We start from the raw sequence: 24995 nt of genomic DNA, 5'->3' as shown, positions 1-24995 counted from the left end.
TTGATGCATTGTAACTGTGTTCTTACATTGCCGGTTTCATTCCTAATTCTTTCAAATGTTTAAAATGAGCAATAACGGCGCTTCGCATTGTTTTGTATTCGTAATAAGGCAAATTACATTCAGCTGCAGTTTCCTTAACGATTTTCGCAATATTACCATAATGTATATGGCTGATATTTGGAAAAATATGATGTTCAATTTGGTGATTCAAACCACCGGTGTACCAGTTTACTATTTTGTTTTTTGGAGCAAAATTAGTCGTGGTAAATAGTTGGTGAATTGCCCAAGTGTTGCCCATTTCTCCTAATTCGTTTGGAGATGGGTTATCTGTTTCTTCGACAACGTGTGCCAATTGAAATACGATACTCAGAATCAATCCTGCAGTGTAGTGCATGATAAAGAAACCGATTAATACTTTCCACCAAGCGATACCAATAACTATTGGTAATACGATCCAAATAGAAACGTAAATTACTTTAGTGATTATCAAAGTCGTCCAAAGTATCTTTGGACTTTTAGCTTCACCGTAGGATAATTTTCTTTTTAGGTAGTTTTTCATTTGCTTAAAATCGGTTGTGATAGCCCAATTGAAAGTTAATAAACCATATAAAAACACAGAATAATATTGTTGAAAGCGATGGAAAGAATGCCATTTTGCATCTTTTGTAAATCGTATGATACGTCCAGCATCCAGATCTTCATCATGGCCAGGGATATTCGTGTAAGTGTGGTGCAATACATTATGTTGTACTTGCCAGTTATGTACGTTTCCAGCAAGAATGTATATGGTACCGCCCATGAATTTGTTTACCCAGTTTTTATTAGAATACGAACCATGATTTCCATCATGCATTACATTCATACCTACTCCAGCCATACCTATACCCATAACGATTGTCAGCAGAAGGTGAGCCCAGAAAGGCATATCAAGAGTTAGAATTAAAAAGTAAGGCGCAAGAAAAACGGTTATCAAAATAACGGTTTTCAAATGGAGTTTCCAGTTTCCGGTTTTCTTGATATTATTTTCCTTGAAGTAATTGTTTACGCGAGAGTTAAGTGTTCTAAAGAACTTTAATTTATCTTGCTTTGCAAATGTAGGAGGTGTTTTGGTCATATAAAAATGTAATAAGTTCCAAAGATAATTATTATAAATTTTAAGTATGCCAAATTGAGTTAAATATTTCAGAGTTAAAAACAGTACTTTTGTTAAAAAATTTGAACGATGGACGAGATTCTTAAGTATTTTCCTAATTTGACTGATGTCCAAAAGGAGCAATTCAAAAAATTAGACTTTTTATATCACGATTGGAACGAAAAAATAAATGTTATTTCGAGAAAAGATATTGACGCTTTATATACAAAGCATATTTTGCATTCGTTGGGGATTGCAAAAATCATAGATTTTGTGCCAGGTACGTATGTTCTTGACGTGGGAACTGGTGGTGGATTTCCTGGAATTCCATTGGCGATTCTTTTTCCAGAAACGCGTTTTCATCTGATCGATATCATTGCTAAAAAAATTAAAGTAGTTCAGGCTGTAGTTGATGGATTAGGACTTGAAAATGTTAAGGCAGATCAGTTAAGAGCAGAATTAGTGAAAGGTGATTTTGATTTTATTGTAAGTCGCGCGGTGACTAATATGCCGGATTTTGTGTCTTGGATAAAAGACAAAGTCAAGAAGAAAAGCAAGCACGAGCTAAGAAATGGTATTCTATATTTAAAAGGAGGTGATTTAACGGAAGAGTTGAAAGATTTTCCAAAAGCGACACAATATGATTTGGCTGATTTCTTCGAAGATGAATTCTTTGAAACGAAAAAAGTGGTGCATGTACCGTTGAAGTTTACGAGTTAGGGAATTAGAATTCCTATTTATAGAAAAAACCCACAAGATTTCAAACTAATTTGAATCTTGTGGGTTTTTATATTTGACGTACTTCGTAAACTAACTTGGTACTTAAAAAACTATTCTCCCAAAAATGGGTATCTGTAATCAACTGGAGTTACAAAAGTTTCTTTAATAGTTCTAGGTGAAGCCCAACGCAATAAGTTCAATGGTGAACCTGCTTTGTCATTCGTTCCAGAAGCTCTTGCCCCACCAAATGGTTGTTGTCCTACCACAGCACCTGTTGGTTTATCATTGATATAGAAGTTACCAGCGGCGTTTTGTAATTTTACAGTTGCTACTTCAATAGCATAACGATCTTGACTGAAAACAGCTCCTGTTAATGCATATGGTGAAGTAGCGTCAAGCAATTCTAATGTTTCTTCCCATTTAGCATCTTCGTAAACAAAAATAGTCATTACTGGTCCGAATAATTCAGTTTCCATTGTAGAGTAATGAGGGTTTGTAGTTACGATAACTGTAGGCTCAATAAAGTATCCTACTGATTTGTCGTAGTTTCCTCCAACGATGATTTCAGCGTCAGTATCTTTTTTAGCTTGGTCAATAAAACTAACTAGTTTATCAAATGAACCTTCGTGAATCACTGCAGTAATAAAATTACCAAAGTCTTCAGGAGATCCCATTTTCATTGATTTTACATCAGTAATAATTTGCTCTTTTACAGCTGGCCATATACTTTTTGGTACGTAAGCTCTTGAAGCTGCTGAACATTTTTGACCTTGAAATTCAAAAGCACCACGCACAATTCCTGTAGAAACTTGTTTTGGATTAGCGCTAGAGTGAGCGATAATAAAATCTTTTCCTCCAGTTTCTCCTACGATTCTTGGGTATGTTTTATAGTGATGGATGTTTGTTCCTATTTTAGCCCAGATATCTTTAAATACATGAGTTGATCCTGTAAAGTGCAATCCGGCAAAATCACGACTTGCCAAAACAGTGTCAGTAATCATTTGAGCATCTCCAAAAACCACATTGATAACTCCATCAGGAACACCTGCTTCTTTGAATACTTCAATAATAATTTGTGCTGAGAATACTTGGCTATCACTTGGTTTCCAAATTACAACGTTACCCATCATCGCTGCACTTGCAGGAAGATTAGCAGCAATTGCTGTAAAGTTAAATGGAGTGATCGCATATACAAATCCTTCAAGAGGTCTGTACTCTAAACGGTTCCACATATCTGAAGTAGACGTTGGTTGATCACCATAAATTTGTGTCATGAATTCTACGTTAAAACGTAAAAAATCAATTAGCTCACAAGAAGCGTCAATTTCTGCTTGGTGTACATTTTTAGATTGTGCAATCATTGTTGCAGCATTTATTCTAGCTCTGTAAGGCCCTGCGATCAATTCAGCTGCTTTTAAGAAAATAGCTGCGCGTTGTTCCCAAGCCATATTAGCCCATGCAGTTCTAGATTCCAATGCATTTGCAATGGCTTTCTCAACATGCGATTTTTCAGCAAGATGATAAGTCCCTACGATATGTTTATGGTCGTGTGGTGCCGACATGTTTTTAGTGTTTCCAGTTCTAATTTCTTCGCTTCCAATATATAGAGGTACGTCAATTTTAGAATTCCACATTTTAGTATAAGCTGCTTGAACGGCTGCTTTTTCAGGTGAATTTGGTGCATACCCTTTTACTGGTTCGTTTACCGCTTTTGGTACGTGAAAAAATCCTTTTAGCATGATATTGTAATTTGTTAATCTGTTAGTTTACAGATAAGATTAGACAATTGAATAAATATATTATTCGAAATATTACGAATAATTTATTTCACAACAAAAGTACAAAGGATAATTTAAAAATATGGTAAATAAAGGATAAGAAAGAGAAATATATTCAGCAGAGCAAAGATTAATTCAATGCAAACGGAGCACATAATTTAAATGTGGGTATAAAAACTTTAAAGTTTTTTGTACTCGTGAAGTTAATCATATTAAAATAACCTTTCATAGCGCCATAAGGAGAAGATAAAAGACATCCAGAACTATAAGTATGAAGTTCACCAGGTTTTAAAACTGGTTTTTTTCCAATAATCCCTTCACCATCAACTACTTCGATATTGTTTAAAGAATCATAAATTTCCCAATGACGAGAAGTTAGTTGAACAGAATCTTTACTATGGTTCTCTATTGTTACCTGATAACTAAAGGCAAAGTGGATCTTATAGTTCTTGAAGTATGTGCCTTCAAAACTAGTCAATACCGAAATTTTTATTCCTCTTGTTATTTGAGATACCATTATAAAATAGTAGTTAAGTGTCTATTAGATAACAAATTTACAAAATTTTGACTTTGTATCGAGGCTTTTCGAACTATTTTTTTAATTGATGATGTTTAAGGAGTTAGCGTTTCCTTTTCCAACTACTCTGTCATATCGATCTGTATTTTCGCGATAGTAGACTAAAATTGAATAATCATTTTCAGTTTGATAAAAATTGCCGTCTATTGCGTTTTCATTATCGATAGCTCCTTTACGGTCAACAACTACGTATTCAAAATTTGTAAATCCTTGTTTTATCAAAAGGGCTTTTTCATAAATCCCTTTTTTTGGATTATAATCCATCTTGAATTCAGGAGTCAGACTGTAATTATTAAACATCCCGTTAATGTAGATTTCGTTGTCGTTATTAAAAGCAGGAGCAGAGAGGCTAAAATAAACCCAAGCGTAATCAGCTTCAATGGCACTATTAGCAGCGTTTAAATTGCGAACGACAAAATTACCATTTACATCTTCGTAAACGGAATAAGGGAAATTTGCACGAGCATTATTTGTGTATAAAGAGGAATTATAGATTTCTGTACTTGAATCAACTCGTGATATGTTATTATTGGCGGCTCTAACATCTTTATTTTCAAAATACAAAAATTCATTGCCTGCCCAGTATTGAGTTTCAGTATCGTATTTGTATATTAAATCATTACCAATAGTGTATTGCGGTGGAATATTTTTTATTTCACTATTGAACTTTCCATTTTGTAGCAATACCACTTTTACATTTTTTAAAGGGTTTTGAAAAGTAATGGTATTCGATTTTATAGAAAAATCTAGGTTGTGTTTGTATTCTAAATTGCTTACCGTTCTTGCTCGTTTTACTTGAATGGGAACCGTGACCAAGTCTTCATACAAAATGAATTTTCTTGTAAACACAACTTCTTTATCGTTGTTTAAAATTTTCAGGATGTAATTCCCACTCAAACGTAGCTGTTGTGTAAATTGATTTGGGATAGATAAGGTATAATGCGAATAAATCTGTAACGTATTAAAGGAGTTGGTGTAATTCTGAATTCTTTGGTTGTCAAAACCTTGCAAGTATTCGTTTTTAGGGATTTCAGAATGTTTCCAGTTGTAGTCACAATGAATGATTTCGTAATAATAATCTGCTTCATTTCCATATAAATCATCAAATTGCAATTGGAATCCGCTGCCTAATTGAAATATCGGAACAACATTTTGATTGTTCTGAATAAACGAAACGGTCTTGATGTTAAATGGAGGTGCAATTTCATTTTCTACTTGTGCAGAAGCTGAAGTGATAATGAATAGCAGTATTATTTTTCGAAAAAAGGAATGAAGCATAATTATTAAATTGCGGAATGGTAAATATAACGAATTATGCAACACCATTATTATGCCAATTACTTGCCGAGTTTTAAATGTGCTATTTAAAACAAACAGGGATGACTTCCCCTTTTGCCAAACAGTACTTTTCGACTAATTCTGGAGCAATTTTATTAGTATAATCTTCTTCGATTACTTTAAATCCGATGCTTCTTAGTTTATCAAAATAATCACGGCCATATATGCGAACATGATCGTATTGTCCAAATATTTTAGCGCGTTCTTTTTGATCCGTAATGGTGTCATCAGAAAAAGTAGTCGCTCTTGATAGGTCTTGTGGAATTTGTAAAATCGCCATTCCGCCAGGTTTTAAAACACGATATAGTTCTTGCATTGCTTTAGTGTCATCTGGGATGTGCTCTAAAACATGATTACACAAAATAACGTCGTACTGATTGTCTTCAAATGGTAAATCGCAAATATCTGCTTTTACATCTGCTAACGGAGAGAATAAATCAGTGGTCGTGTAATCCAGATTTTTCTGGGTTCTAAATAATTTATAGAATGCCTGCTCAGGAGCGAAGTGAAGTACTTTCTTTTTTACATTGGAAGTAAAAAAATCAGATTCGTTATTTAGAAACAGCCAAAGTAAACGATGTCTTTCTAAAGAAAGTGTACTTGGTGATAGTACATTGTTTCTTTGCGTTCCGTAGCCATAAGGCAAGAACGTTTTAAAACTTTTTCCGTCAATAGGATCGGTAAATTTATCTCCTTTTAAAGCTAAAGCTAAAACAGGTCTAGCGACATAACTTAAACGAATAAGCAATGGGCGTGGGATGGTATTGAGTATTAATTTAAACAGTTTTTTCATAAGTTGTTACACAGAGATTCGCTAAGGATTCACAGAAATTCACAAAGTAATTAAAAATTATTTTGTGAATTAATGAATCGTTTTATGTTATTTTTTAATGTTTTAGAATTAAAATTAATCAATAACCCTAATGAATAATTGCCTAATTTTAAATATGTGAGTATTTGTGCAAAATGAACTGAAGTAAATTCTTCAACAGTTTTTAATTCAATAACCAACTTGCCTTCTATGCAGTAAGTCGATTCGATAGCCTTGTTCTAGTTTGATTTGTTTATAGTTGATAGGAAGTGGTATTTCTTTTTCAACCTTTAATCCGGCTTTTTGAAGTTCATAAATCAAACACGCTTGATAAGCTGATTCTAAAAGTCCTTGCCCTAAAGTGCGATGTACTTCAATAGCTAATCCTATAACTTTATAGGAAAGCGCATTTAACTCTTCGCTTAATTCTAGAGGGCTATTTTCCATAAAATCACTTTTAAAACTTAGCGAATCTTAGTGCTGCTTTGCGAAATTCTATAAAACTAACGGCACTTTTCTAAATTCATCCTCTTCAGTACTCACAATTCCTAAGGCTTGATACACATAAGCAAATGTGGATAATATTTCCGGTTTGCCGTTAATAAGTGCTACGTCGTGTTCAAAATGAGCACTTGGTTTATTATCAGCGGTGGTTATTGTCCAGCCGTCCTTGTGCTGTTTGATGTTTTTAGTTCCCAGATTGATCATAGGCTCTATAGCTACAACCATACCCTCGACAAAAAGTTTACCACGACCGCGCTTTCCGTAATTAGGCATCTCTGGATCTTCGTGCATTTTTTGCCCAAGTCCATGTCCAACTAATTCGCGAACTACTCCGTATCCGTACGATTCTGTATATTTTTGAATGGCATTACCAACATCTTCTACGCGATTTCCAGCTTTAAATTCGCGGATACCTACGTACAAGGATTCTTTGGTAATTTGCAATAGTTTTTTTGTTTCCGGATCTACTTCGCCAATTTCGAATGAATAGGCATGATCTCCATGGTATCCATTTTTGTAAGCGCCACAATCTACTGATATAACATCACCACTCTTAAGAGGCGTATTGTTTGGAATTCCGTGTACCACTTGCGCATTTGGACTCATGCATAAAGAGTTTGGGAACCCATATAAACCAAGGAAACTAGGAACAGCACCATGGTCACGAATGAATTCTTCTGCTAATTTATCTAAATGTAATGTAGTAACTCCTTCTTTAATTTCAGAAGCAATCATTCCTAATGTTTTCGATACTATTAAAGCACTTTCGCGCATTAATTCTATTTCTTCACGAGATTTAACTATAATCATACTTTCTTATTTTCAGTTGGCAAAAGTACGATTTTAAAATTATTTAATCAGGATTGGCCATGATTTTAAAAAGTTCCGAATTGGAAACGTAAAAACGATTCTCTAATATTATTTGTGCAAGCTGTGCGCTAACCAAATTGTTTTCGCGAGTGTTGATTAAAAAAAGCGAGCTTTCGCCAATAGAAAACAAGCGTTCTTCGGCATTAAGCATGGTACCATTGTCTTTAACCAGAGCCTTAATTAATGCTTTCTGTTTCGAAAGTGATTCGATTTCAAATTTTTGAGCATTGATTTTATTGGTTAACTGAACTTTCTCTAAATTCAAAACGAACTCAGTTTCCTGTATTTTGTACTTGGCCAATTTTAAACTTCCACGCTCTTTTCTTAAAAACAGAGGAAAATAAAAATCCAAACCAATTTTGTAATCTTGAAATTGATAGTTGTCAATATAGCTTGGTTCAGACAAATAAGTATAACCAATATCAATTTTGGGCAATAACATATTCGCTTTTAATTTCTTTTCAATAGTTAAAATATCGATTTTGGAAGTAAGAGCGTTTATTTTTGGATGATTAGCAATGTCAAAGTCCTGATTTACTAAATCATTTGTTTTTAAAGTTTCTTGAATAGTGAATTCCAATTGGCTTTCTGGAATTAGCGCATCTGAAAGTTCTAGCGGAATATTGTTCTCTAACCAAAGAAAATTAGATAATTCCAGTTTTGCTTTGTTTAATTTAAGTTGGGCATCTTCTAAACTAAGCAATCTATTTTTCACAATGATTCCAGCTTCTATACTGTCAATTGCCGGTTTGTCACCTTGTTTAATTAAAGATTGAATTCCTTTATATCGAGTTTCTGCATTTACTTTATAATTTTCATACAATTTAACTTCATTGTGGGCTTTTTTCCAATTAAAATAAGATAGAGAAGCATCATATAAAACAGCAATAGCTTGTAGTTTTCGCTCTGCTTGGCTCAGTTGGATTTGTATTTTGGCTTTTCTTACATCAGCCATTCTTTGGTTGATTAGCAAACCTTGTCCTAATGGAACACTTATTCCTAGTGATGTTAATCCTTTATTCGGAACTGTATTTTCAGGGTTCAAGTAAATCCCTTCGTTATTGTCAAAACCAGCTTTAATCTCAATTCCATACCAGGTGGGGATCTTAAAGCTGCTGTTCAAAATCGAATAATACTCGGTGCCTTTAAATTGTTTTTTATTAAAATCAACTTCGATTTTAGGGTCAAAACCACCACGAGCCATCAGGAGGTTCGCCTGTGCTTTACTAATTTCTAAATTGGCATTTTTTACTAGTGGATGGTATTTTTTCACATAGGCAAGATATTCATTATAGGTGAATTCACTTGCGTTGTTTTTTTGTCCGAAGACAGAAAATCCTACCAACAGAAAAAGGAGAAGTACGTATTTCATTATTTCTTTGGGTTAGTTTCTGTAGTTGTTGTTGTGTAATAATTAGGGGGGAATCCATTTAAATTTCTCCAAACTTCAAACCAGATAGGAACAGTTTTTAACAAGGCAATTGTTTGTGCTCCTGAACCAATGCTAAGTTGTTTTGGCCATTTTGCCTCGCTTTGATCTGGCGCAATCAACACTCTGTATCGGCCGTTCGGGCTTATAAAATTACCTATTGCGACAATTTTTCCACCAAAGGTACCGTATGAAATGTCAGGCCATCCTGAAAACACGATCGTTGGCCATCCATCAAACCACACTCTAACTTTTGTGCCTGTGCTCAGTAAAGGAAGATCGATAGGGTTGACATAGGTTTCAACAGCGATGTCATACTCAGCGGGCATTATCGTTACAATGGGAGTTCCCTCCTTAATAGTTTCTCCTATACCAGATTGCAATGCTCTATTGATATAGCCACTTTGTGCTGCTTTAATGTAATAGAGACCATTTCGAATACTATAATTTACGTATTGGTTTTCCAGTTTACTTACCTGCGCCTCAGTATCGAACTGATTGCTTAATGCCGTGTATTGATCACTTTGTGTTTTGGCAATCTTTTCGGCATACTCGGCATTAATTCTATTGATTTCGACTTTAGAATTGATGTACTCGTTTTTACTTGTGAGTAGCTTATTTTCTTGGGTTATGATTTTTGCATCAGCTTCTTGAAGCTTTAAACGTTTTTCCTCTACATCAGATAAGGGTTTAAGACCTTCATTATTGAGTTGAAGCGATCTATTGTATTGCGTGTTTGCAATTTTCACGGTTGTTTTTACAGCTACTAGGTCGATACTGTCGCTTTTTATTTTTAGAACAGATTGTTTAATTTTATTTTGAGCCTGTTCGATTTTTAATTTTTGTTCATTTTTAATAGATTGAATTTGATTAGAAAGGGTAGTTACTTTAAAACCGTAAGACTCTAAAGATTGCTTTTTTGCATTCACTTGGTTTTTGGTATTTTCTACTAAATTTGGATCCATATAATCCTCTTTAATTTCAGAGATATAAAGGATTGTGTCCCCTTTATTTACAAAGTCTCCTTCTTGAACATACCATTTTTCTAAACGACCAGATATTACACTTTGAATTGATTGCGGTCTTTGGTTGGGCTTCAAAGTTGTAACGGCACCAGTACCAGAGATATTTTGTGTCCAAGGCAAGAAAAGTATAGCAAATCCAAGTATTGAAATTAGCGTAATTATTCGATTTAGGATTTTATACGGTACTTTATTACTCAAATTTTGGATGGTTTTGTATTTATCCAAAGATTGAAGCTGAGTTTTATTATTGTCAGATATATTAAGCATTTTTCTATTTTTTAGTGTCTAAAAGTACTTGTCCTTCGTGCATGATTATTTTTCGGGTGCAATTCACATTCCAATATGGATTTTTCGACGAAGTAATAATGGTCCACTTATTTTTATCAGAGGTTATAAAATCAATTATTTCATTAGCGACTTTTTCATCCATTGCATCTGTAGGATCTTCATAAAACAAGATCTTTGGTTTGTGAATAATACTGCGGGCTAATAGTATTTTTTGTGCATTTGACGATGACAGTTGTCTGCCTTCTGGAAATAATAAGGTGTTTAATCCATTAGGCAACGTTTTAATAAAGGAGGTTAACTGGACACCATCTAAAGCCCATTTTAAATCTTCTTGACTTATGGAACTATCATTGAAAGTAATGTTTTCTAGAATCGTTCCTTCAAAGGGCGTTTCACCTTTAATAATTGTTCCTGTATGGGATCTATAGTGTTGTAAATCAAGTTTTTGAAAGGTCTCGTCATTGATATAAAAAGAACCAGAAGTAGGCTGTATCAACCCGGATAACAATCTAATTAGGGTTGTTTTGCCAGAAGCGTTCTCTCCTTCAAGAAGTATTTTTTCCCCTTGTTCAATTTTCAAGTTTAAGTTTTTCAAAATGTTGTCTTTCGAATCTGGAAATTTGAATCGCAGATTATTTGTCGCTAAGGTGATACTCGTTAAACAATTTAAAACATTAGTTTTTGATTCTTCTTCTAACTCTAGGTCTGTGATTTGTCCAATTTTTTCAACAGCAGTTAAAACATCATAAAAGGTTTCTAGCCCAATAATTATTTTTTCAACTGAATTGATCAGTAACAAAATAATGATTTCAGAGGCAACAAATTGTCCAATATTCATTAATTGGTTGAGCACTAAATACCCTCCCACCGACAATAAACTCGCTGTAATAATTATTTTGAAAAAAATTAACTGTGTAAATTGTCTCTTTATAATATTAAAATGCTGTTCTCTGTTGTTTAGATAAATACCCACTAGATTATCATTTTTTTGTAAGGCGTATTTAAAATTCAGCTCGTCTCTAAAACTATAATTATTACGGCCTATTTCTTGAAGCCAGCTTGCCACTTTATATTTGTATTTAGATTCATTTAGGCTGGTTTGTACTCCTGGATTGAATGAAAATTTAAAAATAAAATATAAAAGAAAAAATAAAAGCGCTCCTAATGCAAGGAAAAAGGGGTGATATAAAGATAATAGAATGATTCCGAAAGCTATTTGCAGTATTGCTGCAGGAAAATCTAATAATAATTTTGAAGCCCCTTTTTGAATTGTAAGCGTATCAAAAAAGCGATTTGCTAATTCTGGGGGATAGTGGTTGTATAGCTCTTCAAATTTTATTTTGGGTAACCGTGCTGCAAACTCAAAGGAAGAACGTACAAATATTTTTTGTTGTAGATTTTCAGTAATTCTTAATTGCATTAAGGATAGTAGGCCTACTAAAGCAACCCCAACAACCACAAGAATGACAAGGACAATCCATGAAACACTCACTCTGCCTGATTGAATAAAATTAATAATTGCTTGAATTCCTAGAGGTAATGATAAGCTTATTAATCCTGCTATGATAGCATAAAAGAACAATTGGGTTAAATCTTTCTTATCGAGCTCTAATAAGTTGTAAAGTCGTTTTAGAGGGGTCATGATCTATTTTTTTTTAGTAAAGTTAAAATAAGGTTAAGGTAAAATGCAGTTGGACTGATTTCCTCGTTACAATTAGTAATTGTTTTTAAATGATCTCTTAAAAAATGCTGATGAAGTGCCCCTTCAATGATCGAAGACGCAAGACTTCTAGCATATTGATATTCAGGATTTACTTCAGTTATTAATTCTACTAATCGAGTAATTACTCGTTTGTAAATTAAAAAGAATCCTTCCTTGTTTTCTTCGTCAACCTCTTTAGTATGGAGCGTTTTTGTGAATTCGGTAATGACTATTTTATTTAAAACGGATTCGTTTATATGTTCTGTAGCCAGATCATCTTCAATTTTCTCTGTTACTACAGTTATCGCTTTTTTTAATTTTTCAAATGAATCGTCAACGTTGGTTGTGGCAAAAAATAATTTGTACTCAATCCAACTCCAATACCATGAAGAAAGATACAACAATAATTTATGTTTGTTTTCAAAGTATCGATAGATTGAACTTTCGTTAGAATTAATTTTTGCACCTAATTTTTTAAAAGTAAAGTTATCAAACCCTATCTCATCTATTAAAATGATACTTTCTTTAATTATCTTTTTTCCAAGAACTGATGTTTCAGGATCTTTTACAAAGATTTTATCTGAAATTTGAATTTTTATATTTGTGATTAAACTATGCATTTGAATTGTTTACGTTTAAAAATCGATTTCAAAACCAAAATTAATATTTTTAAGTTCGACGTTGTCAAGCGGTACGCTATTTTCATTCAAATATAAATGCTTTAAGTGAGATAAAGAATTAATGTTTTTCGGGAATTCCTTTAATTCATTTTGACGCAAACTCAAATACTCTAAATTTTGAAGTTTTAACATTTCACTAGGCATATAATTGATTCGATCATTATCGAGATATAACGATTTTAGATTTGGCAACTTTGCTAAAATGTTTAATGATTGAGGTAAGTCTAAGTTTTCCTCATCATTTAAATACAAATTTTCTAGGGTTTTAAGTCTTGAAAAGTCTTTAGGTAGCACCTTAAAATCGTTTCCACTTAAATCTAATGTTTTTAATTTTTTCAGCAAGAACAATTCTTTAGGTAGTTCTTTTAAATGATCATCCTTTAAACTTAGATATTCTAAATTAACAAACTTAGAGAAGTCTACTTTTTCTAAATCAATTTTGTTGTTGCTTAAATCAAGACGAATAATCGTCTCAGGGTTTGAGAGTGAAGTAGTATTTTGAGCATTACTATTGCTATTAAATAGTAGCGTTATAATCAAACATTGAAGAAGTAAATTTTTCACAGCATTTTTTTTTGAGATTAATAAGCGCAAATATAATAGTATTACTATCGAAAATAATAGTAATACCTAGATTATTTTTATAAAAAAGGCTATTCGATATGAATAGCCCTTAAAACCAGGTAGTTATAATAATGGCTTAAATCAACGAATGTTGCGTCATCACTGCGGGTTTTTCAATTCCCATTAATTCTAAAATAGTTGGAGCAATATCACCTAGAACTCCATTTTGAATTTGTTTTAATTCTTTGTCTACTAAAATAATAGGGACAGGGTTGGTAGTATGTGCCGTATTTGGGCTACCGTCAGGGTTGATCATCGTTTCACAGTTTCCGTGATCTGCAATTACGATTGTGGTGTAATCATTAGCTAATGCCGCTGTAACTACTCTTTCGACACATTTGTCAACTGCTTCACATGCTTTGATTGCTGCACTCATAATTCCGGTATGACCCACCATGTCGCCATTAGCAAAATTAAGGCATACAAAATCGACATCTCCTTTTTCAAGTTCTGGAACTAAGGCATCAGTTAATTCAAAAGCACTCATCTCTGGCTGTAAATCGTAAGTAGCCACTTTTGGAGAATTTTTCAATATCCTTTTTTCGCCTCTAAATGGAATTTCTCTACCACCTGAAAAGAAAAATGTAACGTGAGGATATTTCTCTGTTTCAGCAATTCTAATTTGAGTCTTGTTTGCCTTTTCTAAAACTTCTCCCAAAGTTTCGGTAATATTGTCTTTGTTATAGACAACTTTTACATTGTTATACGATTCATCATAATTAGTCAAGGTTACATAATACAAATTTAATTTGTGCATGTTCTCTTCGTGAAAATCTTGCTGAGAAAGGGCTTCTGTCAATTCTCTACCTCTGTCAGTTCTAAAGTTAAAGAAAATAACAACATCATCTTCTTCAATAGTCGCCAATGGTTCATCATTTGAATCGGTCACTACAATGGGATGAATAAATTCATCTGTCACATTGTTTGCATAGCTTTCTTCGATACTCACCACTGCGTTTTTTGATGGTGTTCCTTTTCCGTTTACCAATAGGTCGTAGGCTAGTTTTACTCTTTCCCAGCGCTTATCACGATCCATGGCGTAATATCTACCTATTATGGAGGCTATTTTTACAGTAGTGTTTGCGATATAATTTTCAAGATCTTGGATGTATTTTTTTCCTGATTTTGGATCAACATCACGACCATCAGTGAAAGCATGTACAAAAACTTCTTTCAATCCGTAATCTTGGGTTGCGTCAATCAATCCTCTTAAATGGGAGGTATGAGAATGCACTCCTCCATCTGAAACCAATCCTAAAAAATGCACTTTTTTATGATTGTCTTTTGCATATTGGAAGGCATCCTTAAGGACTTGCTCTTTGGCCAATGTTTTATTGGCAACAGCCAGATTTATTTTGGCTAAATCCTGATAAACGATTCTTCCCGCACCAAGGTTCATGTGTCCTACTTCACTATTTCCCATTTGTCCATCTGGCAAACCTACATTTAAGCCATCGGTGCGAAGTTGGGCGCTTGGGTAATTTTTATAAAGACTATTTATAAACGGAATATTAGCATTGTCGATTGCAGATACTTTAGGGTCAGGGGATTTTCCCCAACCATCTAATATCATAAGTATTACTTTTTTGTTCATTATAATTTATTTTAAACAAAGATAAAGTATTTCTAAAATCTTCGAAGCGAACAAAATCACTATTATACATTCAGGAAAGAACGTACCCAAATAATGTTAATTTTGCTACTTAATGTGTCTTTTTTTAAAATTAATGCACCTTAGAATTTGTTTTTTATGGTATTATAATCAATGAAGTATTTGACACTTATTGAAAAGGTATGATTCAAGGCCTCATTGTTCAGTAAATTAGTGAATTTTTCGCCAAATTTTTTATTGATTTCTCTTTCAAAATTAGCTCCATTATTTCGATATAAAACAGAAATTTGACTACCGGGGGCAAACCACCAAGAGTATGATAAATCAAAATTCCAAGAATAAAAATTAGAGTTTTTATTAGTAGCGTAATTGGTATAATCGACTAGTTTTCCGTTTTGTTCTAATGATAAGTAGTTTTTATTTTCGGCATAAGACCAATATTGACGAATAGCTAAATCAAAATTCATTCGGCTGCTAATGGAGTATTTCCCTGAAAGAGTATTGGAGTAGGTGGCTACTTTTCTATTAGCGAAAATTATTATTTGTGGATTAGTTGTGTTTAGATCAGCAATGCGATCTACAAATCCTTTATCGTTGTTTTTTCTTTCGAAATAAAAATTGTAGTTTAAAGAAAACTTGTTATTAAAACGATATCTAGGCCCTAGTGAAATTTCAAAAGTGTTTCTATTCGTTTCATTAAAGATGGCATAATAAGGATTAAAGTCAAATGCGAATTTGTTATTATAATTAGTCGAGATATAAAGCCAAGCATTATATCTTTCAGGGAGAATTACGTATCTATTATTATCTCTGGCTTCGTAGAAATCGTAAGATTTAATTGGACTTATATTGGTTCCAAATCCTACATAATGATTTTTTTTGGTGTCAATATTTACGTTTATGTTGATGTTGTTTCCTTGAGTTTTACCCGTTTCCTTATGAAACTGTGTATATAAATTGTAGTTAACTCTAAACGTGTTAAAGTGTTTTGTTGGGTTTAAAATCCTATAATTCGCATTTCCATAAATTGAGTAGTAGTTAGTCTCGAAATTGATACCCAAGTCGTTGTTGTCATACTTTTTAGTGACTAGATCAGCACCAAAACTATATCTGTATTTTCCGCTAGTTTCCGCAAAATTCATTGTGGTGGAAAAACCTTTTTTTTCTTCCAAAGCATTGATATAACTATATTTAAAATTACCAGAAAGGTTATAAGTATTTTTCTTTGTGTTTAAATCCCAAACTAAGGCTGATACATTTGCATCGCGAAATTGCGCGTTTCTAGTGACATTGGTATTAATAAAGGATATGGAGGAGTTCTTTCTAAAGCGTTGATCTAAAACTAGTACATTATAATTAGTTAAAGGCGCGACTTCTTCCCTACGAGTTTCTTTTGTTATTGTATTCTCAATAGTGGCATAGGTTTTTTCGGTTACTGCATTTAAAATTCCAATTCCTAACCCTCCTTTTGTTCTCCCTGAAATTTTTAAAGCGTTGATTAGGTTCACACTTGATGGGTTGTCGGTGATTGTTTCCTTATCAGTAGTCGTTGGGTATATTGAAGGTCTTCCGCCAATTCTTCTTGAATACAATAAATTCCCTTTACTAAATAAGTCGGTGCCTTCAGTAAAAAACGATCGATTCTCATTAAATTGCTGTTCAAATGGACCTAGAATTAATAGTTTATCATCATATTTTGTTTGTCCAAAATCAGGTATTAGCATAGCATCTAAGGTGAAAGCATCATTAATTCCATATTTTATATCTAATCCTCCTTTCAAGGTGCCTGTTGTTTTTTGGCTAGAATTTGAATTTAGATAAAAGGAAGTATAGGGCAAAAGAAATAATCGAGTAGGAGGCTTGATGTTTTTAATTCCTTCAAGAACTCCAGATTGCTGTATAAAGCTACCTACTTTTGAATCAATGAAATTCCAAGTATATTTTTGACGGTCACGTCTAATTTCTCTAAAAAAGTTAAGCCCCCAAGTTTGTTTGTCTTCAGCTGAGAAACGCAATGCAGCATAAGGAATCCTCATTTCTACAACCCAACCAAAATCAGTTATTATCGCTTTACTTTTCCAGATTGCATCCCATGAATAGTCTTCCCCAGTACTTTCAGTTGAGATACAATCCGCTTGTCCATCTGATGCTGAAACAAAAAATTGAAAATTCTGTTGTCCATCATTATATCCATTAATAAAAATTCCGAAAAAATCTGATGTACCAAAGTCATCTCTTTTTGTGATTTCGCGTAAGATTTTAGTAGGCTCATTGTCATACAGTAAAGCAGCGATATAAATCGCGTCATTGTCATATAAAACCTTTACTTCGGTTCTTTTATTTTCAGGGATAACTTTGCCATTATCGGGTTGATACATAATGAAATCAGTGGCGATAGGTGCTGACTTCCATATTTCTTCATCTATTTTTCCGTCTATTGTAATGTTGTCAGTTATGAACTTAGTTTGTAAAACTTTTTTTTGGCTGTAGCCAAAAGTGTATACTAAAACGCATAAGATCAAAAAAAGGTTTTTCATGTAATTATCTGTTGATGAAATGAAGGTAGTCGAAAGCCATTTTTTTATGTTTAGCATGCTGCCAAAATTGTACTATAAATGACTTTAGATAATAGACTAATTCCAAAACAGATTGTTACAGTTTATTGTGAAAAAAATCAAAATTTGTTTTTTATAACATTATAATCGATGAAATAGCGAACGCTTACTGACAGTATATTAGTCATATTACTATCAAACACATTTTTCAGGTTGGTGTTCAATCTTTTTTCGACATTACGACTGCCTTCTTGTGCATAATTGCGGTATAAGACAGATAATTCACTTCCTGGTGCAAACCACCAGGAGTAGGATAAATCAAAATTCCATGAGTTAAAATTTCTGTTTCGATTTAAAGTGTAGGTGTCATTTTGTGATAAATCACCATTGTCTTGCAGAGTAAAAAAAGCTTGGTTATCAGAGTACGACCAGTAATAACGAGCCGTTAGATTAAGAGTCATTTTATTATTGATGGCATATTTACCTGTAAGATCATTTTGTAAAATTTCTCTATTTCGGTTAGCGATTATGATATCCGAATTTTTAAAATCAACCCATCCAATATCATTTTTTTTATGAAGATAGTCGATTACTAAAAGGACAGAGAACTTGTCATTTACTCTGTATTTTGGGCCAATTGCAAGTCCGTAATTAATTCTTCCTCCTTGGTCATATTTTGTAAAACTTGGCGTAAAATCGAAAGTAAAGGCGTTGTTTCGATTAAATTCGACACCTAAGTAGCCACCTATACTTTTAGGTACTTGTAAATATCGACCGTAGCTTCTGGGTTCATAAAAATCAAATGTTTCAAATGGACTTATATTAAAACTTAGTTCATAATAATGATTTCGCTTTGAGGTCGCTTTAATCGTTGGTTTATAGTATCCCTCTTGAAGTTTGCCAGTAGTAATGTCATATAGTACACTGAATTCATTAAAAAACTTGAAAGTATTGAAAGTTTTTGTTGGGTTTAGTATTCGGTAACTTAGATTGGTGTAAAAATTGTAGTAATTTGTATAAAAATTTATACCTAAGTCGTTGTTATCGTATTCTTTAGAGGTGTATCTTCCAGAAAATGCGTAGCGATATTTCCCAATCGTTTTGGCAAAATTTAATGAGGATTTAAAACCATTGTAATCCTCTATATCGTTTATTGCACTGTATTTAAAGTCTCCATACAAATTATATGAATTTGCCTTAGTGCTAAGATCAAATAATAAAGCAGAGACATTTGCATCTCTAAAACTACCATTTTGGGTTGTGTTTGTGTTTACAAATGAGATTGATGAATTTTGTCTGAAACGTTGATCAAAAACGAGGACATTATAATTAGTCAAAGGTTGTATTACTTCTTTTCTAGTCTGTTTGGTGTCATTGTTAAGAATTGTGGCATATGTTTTTTCGGTAATTCCATTCAAGAACCCAATCCCTAAGCCGTTCTCGGTTCGGCCAGATACTTTTACAGCATTGATTAAATCGACTGAGCTTGGGTATTTAGTAATTTCCTCATTGGCTGCTATTGTCGGTTCGGTGCTAGGTGAACCTCCTATTCTTCTCGAATAGAATATATTTCCAATATTAAATAGATTTGTTCCTTCTGTAAAAAAAGGTCTATTTTCCGCTAGTTTTTGTTCGAATGGTTCTAAGTTTAAAATAGCATTGTCGAATTTTGTTTGTCCAAAATCCGGCACTAAAATCGCGTCTAGTGTAAAAGAGTCACTAATACCATACTTTATGTCAAGTCCAGCTTTAACAGTTCTGTCGGCTGTAAAATCATCTTCTTGGTAATAGGCAGAAGTATAAGGTATAAAGAAAAGACGTATGGGTGGTTTTATATTCTCAATTCCTTCGAGCGTTCCTTCTTGCGCAATTACGGCTCCAATTTTTGTGTCAACACGATTCCAAGTGTACTTTTGAACATCGCGTTTTATTTCCCGCATGAAATTCAAACCCCAAGTTTGTTTTTGTGCATTGGAAAAACGTAGAGCGGCGTATGGAATTTTCATTTCTACTACCCATCCAAAGTCCGTCAAGCCCACTTTACTTTCCCAAATGCCATCCCAGGAAAAATCTTCATTGTCTTCGGTTGCTAAACAATCCATTTGTACTCCCGCGGCACTCACATAAAATCTAAAATCTTGTTGCCCGTCATTAAATCCATTTATAGAAACTGAAAAGTGATCAGATACCCCAAAGACATCTCGCTTGGTAACTTCTTTTTGTATTTTTTCAGGAGCATTGTCATGCATTACTGCCAGAATGTAAAGTGCTTCATTGTCATAAAGTACTTTTATATCTGTTTTTTTGTCAGCGCTTATTTGCTTACCATTGTCGGGTTCAAACATCACAAAATCAGTGGCTACTTCAGTATTTGTTATCCAAGAATTCTCACTAAATTTACCATCGATAGTAATAATTTCTGTAGTAGATTTCGCTATAAGGCTCTTTTTTTGACTATTGGCAGTAAAATTGAAAATAAATAAAAATAATATTGGTAAATAGGTTGATTTATGCATAATTTAGTAGTATGTTTAAGCAAAAATAATATAATTAACATCTAAAGCAAATATAATCAAGGTTTTTAATGTAGTAATAAAATTACAAAGGTCTTAAATATTAGCTTTTTAGCGTTCTTTTTTTAAAAAAACTTGTTTTTAGTTCTATATTTGCAATCTTAGAATTTAAGTTTATAACGTAATAAAAATCAATGATTTATAAAATTTCCCCAGCTCTATTATTATTGTTTATTTCATTAACCTCAAGTAAATTATTCTTTCCGGAAGCCAAAAAGGTCGCCCGAATTGAAGTAGTCAAATCGAGTTCAGACACCAATGAAGAGACCGTTTACAGCAACCTACACTCTGACCAATATCCTTTACCACAAAAAGAAAGTTTCACAGAAGCACTTAAAGGGTTCTACTTATTAAAAGAGAAAGGATTAGTTAGTAAAAATATACTGACTCTTATTGACTTTAGTATGTCGTCCAATTCTAAAAGACTTTGGGTGATTGACCTGACCACTAATACAATTTTATATAATTCTTTAGTCGCTCACGGTAGAAATACTGGAGATGAATTTGCTACTAGTTTTTCAAATTCAGCTGAATCTTTTAAAAGCAGTCTAGGGTTTTATGCAACAGGTGAAATATATAGTGGAAAGCACGGTAAATCACTAAGATTAGATGGCTTAGAAAAAGGAATTAATAGTAATGCCAGAGACAGAGCAGTTGTTATTCATGGCGCTGATTATGTTTCTAGTTCTTTTATACAAAACAATAAACGACTAGGGAGAAGTTTGGGTTGCCCTGCAATTCCCTTGAATCTTGCTTCCGATATAATACAAACAATTAAAGACAAGTCCTGTTTGTTTATTTATTATCCTTCAGATAGCTATAAAATAGCTTCCAAGTTAGTTTCGTAAACTTGTTTAAGCACAAAAAAAGACGCCGTTTGTAAAGCTACAAACGGCGTCTTTTTTTATAACAAGATTTGGAGGGGAGTGAGTATTAAATTTTTATTCCTTCACGTTTCTAAAATGGTCATTCCTTAAATTTGAGATTGATTATTTTCTTCGAATAAATAGTTTTTTTGTGTGTTAAGAAGTATTTCTGTTGAATCTTGATTGAACAACAGGCGAAAAACGGGACGTTGTTTCTAAATCATCACGATGGAATGTACCATTTTAGATGAGCTTGCTATGTCTTAACACTTCTTATGGGACTAAAAATAGGGTTGTGAATGTTACTTTTTTAAGAAAAGGCATCCTGTCGTAAAAAAATATAAGTTGTAACAATTTAATTTTAAAACGGTTATAATTTAACTGTATTTTTTTTGTAAAATTTTCATCAAAAAACTTGTTTCAAAGCCAACTTATTATTTATATTTGCACCATAGTAATGCGAAAGTAGCTCAGTTGGTAGAGCTCCAGCCTTCCAAGCTGGTTGTCGCGAGTTCGAGCCTCGTCTTTCGCTCTTCAAAGCCGAAACTTAATTGTTTCGGCTTTTTTTATTGGTACAATAGCCCTGTTTTTATACATTTCGAAGAGGGTTGAAAATAGTACTGGATCATTCTTAATTTCGCAAAATAAAGGTTTTTAATTTTTTTTAAATAAAACTTGCGTTGGTTCGAATTAGTTTGTATATTTGCACCCTGTTAATGCGAAAGTAGCTCAGTTGGTAGAGCTCCAGCCTTCCAAGCTGGTTGTCGCGAGTTCGAGCCTCGTCTTTCGCTCTTTAAAGCCGAAACTTAATTGTTTCGGCTTTTTTATTTGACATAACTGATGTCAGTTCCGGTTTGAAGTTCTTCAGGCATCTGATTTTGTATAAAAAGTTTGGCTGACAGTTCTCCTTTTACTATTATTTTATCGCCATCTACTTTTAGCCAACTTCCTTCTCGCAATCCTAAAACAGGAATGTTGTTGTAGGCATGAAATTCTTTTATTCTGGTGTCGCGTGTTTCGCCCATATGTTTAGATTGTAAGTCTGCGTCTAAAAAATGTGCGTTAATGTCAAAAGGAATTAGTCCTAAGGTTTTAAAACTTGGTGGATAAACAATAGGCATGTCATTAGTAGTTTGCATACTTAGCCCGCAAATAACGCTTCCCGCGCTGGTCCCTAGATAAGGAGTTCCTTTTTTTACGGTTTCTGCAAGAGCGATCATGATGTTGTTTTTGTACAATTGAGATACCAATACAAAAGTATTTCCTCCGCCTGTAAAAATCCCTTCTGCGCTTTCGACGGCTGATGCGGCATCATCATATTCATGAATTCCTTTTATCGCTATATTTATTTTGGCGAAAGCCGAAGCAGCCTTTGCAGTGTATTCTTCATGCGAAATGCCACTAGGTCTTGCGTATGGAATAAAAAGTACCGTTGTACAATGTTTAAAATGGATTTTTAACTCGGGTAATAGGTATTCTAAATAGTCACTTCCGTGCAGTGTAGATGTGCTTGCAATGATAATGTTTTTCATTTTTTGTGTTGTTTTATTCCGGCTAAAGGTATAAAATCGGGTTTCTTATTTTTGTATTTTTCGTTTTTTATTAACTTTTTTTTACCAAGTCCTTAGTAATTAATTTGGAACGGATTAAGATACTTTTACTGCTTAACAATAGTTGGGTGATATAAATAATTATTATGGTAAGGTTGAGGTTTCTTTTTTTACTAGTTTTTACGACTGCTGCTGTGGCACACGGATCTGTTTCTCCTGAATTAAAGGGGATGGTAAATGGGGATGGATTTAACGTCGACGGAATTTATATTATTAATCTAGCCACTGAAAAAGCAGCAATTACAGATGGAGAAGGGTATTTTGTGATACCTGGGTTAGCTGGGGATACATTGTTGTTTTCGTCGGTGCAGTATAAAAGCAGACGAATTGTATTAATGGAAGAGGATTTTGCAAAAGGACTTTTTTTTGTAAAAATGACGCCAATAATGAATCAGTTAAATGAAGTGGTAATTCGGCGATATGATAACATCAATGCAGTTTCACTAGGTATTATTCCGGAAAACCAAATATCCTATACGCCTGCGGAACGTAAATATGCAACTGCAAGTTCCGGTAAAATGAATCCGATGGGATTTGATCCATTGATTAATTTTCTGAGCGGCAGGACGGCGATGCTAAAAAAAGAAATGAAGGTGGAGAAGAAGGAGTTTTTTATAAAGGAGCTAGAATCTATGTTTGACAGGAGTCATTTTGTAGATAAGCTGAAGATTCCAGCAGACTACGTTAAAGGGTTTGAATATTATGCTGTAGATAACGATAGATTCACCGTAATTTTAGAATCAAAAAACAAAGTAATCACTGAATTCTTATTAGGGGAATTAGCTGTAAAATATAATGAAATCATTGCCTGTGAAAACGAATAATACTTTTATCTTCTTTCTGATTTTACTTGTTCAAGTTGTTTCAGGGCAAGGTGTGGATTCTAAAAGAATTCATGGAAAAATTAGTTTTGTTTCAATTGCTGTAGAAGGTGTGAATATTTTAAACTTAACGACAGAGCGGTCGACAGCTTCTGATAAAGAAGGATTGTTTTTTCTTTTTGTAAAAGAAGGGGATATTTTAGTTTTTTCTGCTGTAAATCTCGTAACTTTACGTAGACGAGTTAGTAAACTAGATTTGTCCGCTGAGATTGTTCAATTTCAAATGATTGTTGAAAGTATTGACTTAAAAGAGGTTGTCGTTGATAAAAATACTCAGATAAGCGCAGAGAATTTAGGGATTATCCCTTTTGGACAAAAAAAATACACTGCTGCCGAAAGAAAGTATTATACTGCGACCTCTGGTGGAGGTATCGACGGACTTTTGAATGCGATTTCAGGACGAAAAGCCATGCTTAAAAAAGAAGTTGCAGTGGAATATAAAGAACAAATGTTAGTCAAGTTAGACTACCTTTTTTTAGCTGAATATTATACGGAAACATTAAATATCCCTGAAGAGTACATCCGGGGATTTCAATATTATTGTGTTGAGGATAGCGATTTAGTTGCGTCTTTGAATTCAAGGAATAAAACATTATCTCAATTCCTAATTATTACTTTAGCCAAGAAATACAATAAAATTATATCAAATGAAAACTAAAATTGGAATCTTATTATTCTCTTTGTTTTGCCAGTTTTGCTTTGGGCAGAATGAATCTAGAAAAACATTGAAAGGTCAGGTTAGAAATGATTTGGCGCCAGTCGAAAATGTAATTGTTTTTGATGCTAATTCAAAAACGGGTGCCGTTGTCAATCAATACGGTTTTTTTACTGTTATGGCTAAAGTGAATGACACACTGGTTTTTTCGAGTTTGACATTTAAATCAAAAAAAATTGTGCTTTCTGAAAAAGATTTCATTACCCCTCAATTTGTTGTAACACTTGAAGTGTTTACAAATGAATTGAAGGAAGTGTTAATCGCAGCCAAAAAAGAACTTAATCCAGTTAATGGAGGCTCTCAAAAATATGTCGATTTGATGTATTTTGGTGATGAGAAGTCTGCGCTAAAAAATACAGCGATGCCGCGAGATGGAAGTATTGAGTACGGGACGGACTTTGTTAGAATATACAAAGATGTTGTAAAAATACTGCGAAGAAACAATCCTGAAAAAATCGACTTTTACAAAGATACAAGCTTCTCAGAGCTTGTTTTGAAAAAAGTTAATTATTCTTTTTTTGCTAATACGTTGAATTTAAAAGATGATGAGATTAAACTCTTTCTTGTTTTTTGTGAGAACGACCCTAAATCAAGAATGTTAATGCAACCCAGTGAAGAATTTCAACTTATGGATTTTCTAATCACAAAAAATAAAGAATATAAAAAAATCACCACTTTTTAGGTAAATGTAGAGGATATACTTTT

General features: G+C 33.3%; 22 protein-coding genes and 2 tRNA genes. 7 read left to right on the top strand and 17 right to left on the bottom strand.

Translation table 11 applies throughout. From position 1 onward, the window contains the following. Nucleotides 1-22: 22 nt before the first annotated feature. Complete coding sequence (locus BMW63_RS04410) at nucleotides 23-1114, bottom strand: fatty acid desaturase family protein (RefSeq protein WP_074721622.1); 1092 nt, start codon at nucleotides 1112-1114, stop codon at nucleotides 23-25. 108 nt (nucleotides 1115-1222) lie between these two features. Between BMW63_RS04410 and rsmG the strand changes: the two genes are divergently transcribed. Next, nucleotides 1223-1852 carry a 16S rRNA (guanine(527)-N(7))-methyltransferase RsmG gene (rsmG, locus tag BMW63_RS04405; RefSeq protein ID WP_074721620.1) on the top strand — a complete coding sequence of 210 codons (630 nt, stop codon included), beginning with the start codon at nucleotides 1223-1225 and terminating at the stop codon, nucleotides 1850-1852. A gap of 110 nt (nucleotides 1853-1962) precedes the next feature. Here the strand turns inward: rsmG and pruA are convergent, their stop codons facing one another. The 15 genes from pruA to BMW63_RS04335 form a co-directional block, all read right to left on the bottom strand. Further along, the gene (gene pruA / locus BMW63_RS04400) at nucleotides 1963-3591 is read right to left on the bottom strand and encodes an L-glutamate gamma-semialdehyde dehydrogenase (protein ID WP_074721618.1); all 1629 of its coding nucleotides are present in this window, start codon (nucleotides 3589-3591) and stop codon (nucleotides 1963-1965) included. 169 nt (nucleotides 3592-3760) lie between these two features. Continuing rightward, nucleotides 3761-4147 (bottom strand): Co2+/Mg2+ efflux protein ApaG, encoded by a 387-nt coding sequence (gene apaG, locus BMW63_RS04395; RefSeq protein ID WP_074721615.1) that lies wholly within the window; start codon nucleotides 4145-4147, stop codon nucleotides 3761-3763. Nucleotides 4148-4228: 81 nt separating this feature from the next. Beyond that, the gene (locus BMW63_RS04390) at nucleotides 4229-5485 is read right to left on the bottom strand and encodes a type IX secretion system plug protein (RefSeq protein ID WP_074721613.1); all 1257 of its coding nucleotides are present in this window, start codon (nucleotides 5483-5485) and stop codon (nucleotides 4229-4231) included. An 82-nt stretch (nucleotides 5486-5567) separates the two neighbouring features. Beyond that, nucleotides 5568-6338: a class I SAM-dependent methyltransferase gene (locus BMW63_RS04385; protein ID WP_074721611.1), complete on the bottom strand. Its 771-nt coding sequence runs from the start codon at nucleotides 6336-6338 to the stop codon at nucleotides 5568-5570. A gap of 50 nt (nucleotides 6339-6388) precedes the next feature. After that, the gene (locus BMW63_RS18600) at nucleotides 6389-6556 is read right to left on the bottom strand and encodes a GxxExxY protein (protein WP_317040259.1); all 168 of its coding nucleotides are present in this window, start codon (nucleotides 6554-6556) and stop codon (nucleotides 6389-6391) included. Next, nucleotides 6546-6803, bottom strand: coding sequence for a GxxExxY protein (locus BMW63_RS18595; RefSeq protein WP_317040258.1), 258 nt, complete (start codon nucleotides 6801-6803; stop codon nucleotides 6546-6548). The genes BMW63_RS18600 and BMW63_RS18595 overlap by 11 nt, the downstream gene beginning before the upstream one ends. A 48-nt stretch (nucleotides 6804-6851) precedes the next feature. Continuing rightward, a complete protein-coding gene (map, locus tag BMW63_RS04375; RefSeq protein WP_074721609.1) occupies nucleotides 6852-7670 on the bottom strand; it encodes a type I methionyl aminopeptidase in 819 nt (272 codons plus the stop codon). Nucleotides 7671-7713: 43 nt separating this feature from the next. Beyond that, complete coding sequence (locus BMW63_RS04370) at nucleotides 7714-9102, bottom strand: TolC family protein (protein ID WP_074721607.1); 1389 nt, start codon at nucleotides 9100-9102, stop codon at nucleotides 7714-7716. Continuing rightward, entirely contained in the window at nucleotides 9102-10451 is a 1350-nt protein-coding gene (locus BMW63_RS04365) for an HlyD family secretion protein (RefSeq protein WP_074721605.1), read from the bottom strand. The genes BMW63_RS04370 and BMW63_RS04365 overlap by 1 nt, the downstream gene beginning before the upstream one ends. A gap of 4 nt (nucleotides 10452-10455) precedes the next feature. Beyond that, nucleotides 10456-12114 carry a peptidase domain-containing ABC transporter gene (locus BMW63_RS04360; RefSeq protein ID WP_074721603.1) on the bottom strand — a complete coding sequence of 553 codons (1659 nt, stop codon included), beginning with the start codon at nucleotides 12112-12114 and terminating at the stop codon, nucleotides 10456-10458. Continuing rightward, entirely contained in the window at nucleotides 12111-12794 is a 684-nt protein-coding gene (locus BMW63_RS04355; protein ID WP_074721602.1) for a TetR/AcrR family transcriptional regulator, read from the bottom strand. The genes BMW63_RS04360 and BMW63_RS04355 overlap by 4 nt, the downstream gene beginning before the upstream one ends. Before the next feature lie 15 nt (nucleotides 12795-12809). After that, nucleotides 12810-13418, bottom strand: a complete 609-nt coding sequence (locus tag BMW63_RS04350; protein ID WP_074722056.1) for a leucine-rich repeat domain-containing protein — start codon at nucleotides 13416-13418, stop codon at nucleotides 12810-12812. Nucleotides 13419-13554: 136 nt separating this feature from the next. After that, nucleotides 13555-15072 (bottom strand): 2,3-bisphosphoglycerate-independent phosphoglycerate mutase, encoded by a 1518-nt coding sequence (gpmI, locus tag BMW63_RS04345; RefSeq protein ID WP_074721600.1) that lies wholly within the window; start codon nucleotides 15070-15072, stop codon nucleotides 13555-13557. Between the two features lie 140 nt (nucleotides 15073-15212). Further along, nucleotides 15213-17627, bottom strand: a complete 2415-nt coding sequence (locus BMW63_RS04340; RefSeq protein ID WP_074722054.1) for a DUF5916 domain-containing protein — start codon at nucleotides 17625-17627, stop codon at nucleotides 15213-15215. Between the two features lie 137 nt (nucleotides 17628-17764). Continuing rightward, nucleotides 17765-20161 carry a DUF5916 domain-containing protein gene (locus BMW63_RS04335; protein WP_074721598.1) on the bottom strand — a complete coding sequence of 799 codons (2397 nt, stop codon included), beginning with the start codon at nucleotides 20159-20161 and terminating at the stop codon, nucleotides 17765-17767. Nucleotides 20162-20352: 191 nt separating this feature from the next. Here BMW63_RS04335 and BMW63_RS04330 point away from each other — a divergent pair, with 191 nt between their 5' ends. From BMW63_RS04330 to BMW63_RS04320, 3 genes are all read left to right on the top strand, one after another. Beyond that, nucleotides 20353-21066, top strand: a complete 714-nt coding sequence (locus BMW63_RS04330; protein ID WP_074721596.1) for a murein L,D-transpeptidase catalytic domain family protein — start codon at nucleotides 20353-20355, stop codon at nucleotides 21064-21066. 477 nt (nucleotides 21067-21543) lie between these two features. After that, nucleotides 21544-21616: transfer RNA gene (locus BMW63_RS04325), tRNA-Gly, on the top strand. A 186-nt stretch (nucleotides 21617-21802) separates the two neighbouring features. Beyond that, nucleotides 21803-21875, top strand: a tRNA-Gly gene (locus BMW63_RS04320). Nucleotides 21876-21908: 33 nt separating this feature from the next. On the opposite strand, the gene pepE is transcribed toward BMW63_RS04320, so the two are convergent. Continuing rightward, nucleotides 21909-22616, bottom strand: coding sequence for a dipeptidase PepE (gene pepE, locus BMW63_RS04315; RefSeq protein ID WP_074721594.1), 708 nt, complete (start codon nucleotides 22614-22616; stop codon nucleotides 21909-21911). A 164-nt stretch (nucleotides 22617-22780) separates the two neighbouring features. Here pepE and BMW63_RS04310 point away from each other — a divergent pair, with 164 nt between their 5' ends. Genes BMW63_RS04310 through BMW63_RS04300 form a run of 3 tightly spaced genes read left to right on the top strand, consistent with a single transcriptional unit; the run spans nucleotide 22781 to nucleotide 24972 of the window. Further along, complete coding sequence (locus BMW63_RS04310; RefSeq protein ID WP_074721592.1) at nucleotides 22781-23518, top strand: peptidase associated/transthyretin-like domain-containing protein; 738 nt, start codon at nucleotides 22781-22783, stop codon at nucleotides 23516-23518. Then, complete coding sequence (locus BMW63_RS04305; protein ID WP_074721590.1) at nucleotides 23490-24233, top strand: peptidase associated/transthyretin-like domain-containing protein; 744 nt, start codon at nucleotides 23490-23492, stop codon at nucleotides 24231-24233. Before BMW63_RS04310 ends, BMW63_RS04305 begins: the two co-directional genes overlap by 29 nt. Next, complete coding sequence (locus BMW63_RS04300; protein WP_074721588.1) at nucleotides 24223-24972, top strand: BamP family beta-barrel-assembly machinery protein; 750 nt, start codon at nucleotides 24223-24225, stop codon at nucleotides 24970-24972. Before BMW63_RS04305 ends, BMW63_RS04300 begins: the two co-directional genes overlap by 11 nt. Nucleotides 24973-24995: the final 23 nt, after the last annotated feature.

The sequence above is a fragment of the Flavobacterium frigoris genome (assembly GCF_900111075.1).
Taxonomy (GTDB): Bacteria; Bacteroidota; Bacteroidia; order Flavobacteriales; family Flavobacteriaceae; genus Flavobacterium; species Flavobacterium frigoris.
Note: the sequence above shows the minus strand (reverse complement) of the source record. Positions and strands in the feature narration are given on the sequence as shown.

Excerpts from the sequence above, each read along its gene's own strand:
- BMW63_RS04410 (WP_074721622.1), bottom strand. The coding sequence starts at position 1,114 with ATGACCAAAACACCTCCTACATTTGCAAAGCAAGATAAATTAAAGTTC.
- rsmG (WP_074721620.1), top strand. The coding sequence starts at position 1,223 with ATGGACGAGATTCTTAAGTATTTTCCTAATTTGACTGATGTCCAAAAG.
- pruA (WP_074721618.1), bottom strand. The coding sequence starts at position 3,591 with ATGCTAAAAGGATTTTTTCACGTACCAAAAGCGGTAAACGAACCAGTA.
- apaG (WP_074721615.1), bottom strand. The coding sequence starts at position 4,147 with ATGGTATCTCAAATAACAAGAGGAATAAAAATTTCGGTATTGACTAGT.
- BMW63_RS04390 (WP_074721613.1), bottom strand. The coding sequence starts at position 5,485 with ATGCTTCATTCCTTTTTTCGAAAAATAATACTGCTATTCATTATCACT.
- BMW63_RS04385 (WP_074721611.1), bottom strand. The coding sequence starts at position 6,338 with ATGAAAAAACTGTTTAAATTAATACTCAATACCATCCCACGCCCATTG.
- BMW63_RS18595 (WP_317040258.1), bottom strand. The coding sequence starts at position 6,803 with ATGGAAAATAGCCCTCTAGAATTAAGCGAAGAGTTAAATGCGCTTTCC.
- map (WP_074721609.1), bottom strand. The coding sequence starts at position 7,670 with ATGATTATAGTTAAATCTCGTGAAGAAATAGAATTAATGCGCGAAAGT.
- BMW63_RS04370 (WP_074721607.1), bottom strand. The coding sequence starts at position 9,102 with ATGAAATACGTACTTCTCCTTTTTCTGTTGGTAGGATTTTCTGTCTTC.
- BMW63_RS04365 (WP_074721605.1), bottom strand. The coding sequence starts at position 10,451 with ATGCTTAATATATCTGACAATAATAAAACTCAGCTTCAATCTTTGGAT.
- BMW63_RS04360 (WP_074721603.1), bottom strand. The coding sequence starts at position 12,114 with ATGACCCCTCTAAAACGACTTTACAACTTATTAGAGCTCGATAAGAAA.
- BMW63_RS04355 (WP_074721602.1), bottom strand. The coding sequence starts at position 12,794 with ATGCATAGTTTAATCACAAATATAAAAATTCAAATTTCAGATAAAATC.
- gpmI (WP_074721600.1), bottom strand. The coding sequence starts at position 15,072 with ATGAACAAAAAAGTAATACTTATGATATTAGATGGTTGGGGAAAATCC.
- BMW63_RS04340 (WP_074722054.1), bottom strand. The coding sequence starts at position 17,627 with ATGAAAAACCTTTTTTTGATCTTATGCGTTTTAGTATACACTTTTGGC.
- BMW63_RS04335 (WP_074721598.1), bottom strand. The coding sequence starts at position 20,161 with ATGCATAAATCAACCTATTTACCAATATTATTTTTATTTATTTTCAAT.
- BMW63_RS04330 (WP_074721596.1), top strand. The coding sequence starts at position 20,353 with ATGATTTATAAAATTTCCCCAGCTCTATTATTATTGTTTATTTCATTA.
- pepE (WP_074721594.1), bottom strand. The coding sequence starts at position 22,616 with ATGAAAAACATTATCATTGCAAGCACATCTACACTGCACGGAAGTGAC.
- BMW63_RS04310 (WP_074721592.1), top strand. The coding sequence starts at position 22,781 with ATGGTAAGGTTGAGGTTTCTTTTTTTACTAGTTTTTACGACTGCTGCT.
- BMW63_RS04305 (WP_074721590.1), top strand. The coding sequence starts at position 23,490 with ATGAAATCATTGCCTGTGAAAACGAATAATACTTTTATCTTCTTTCTG.
- BMW63_RS04300 (WP_074721588.1), top strand. The coding sequence starts at position 24,223 with ATGAAAACTAAAATTGGAATCTTATTATTCTCTTTGTTTTGCCAGTTT.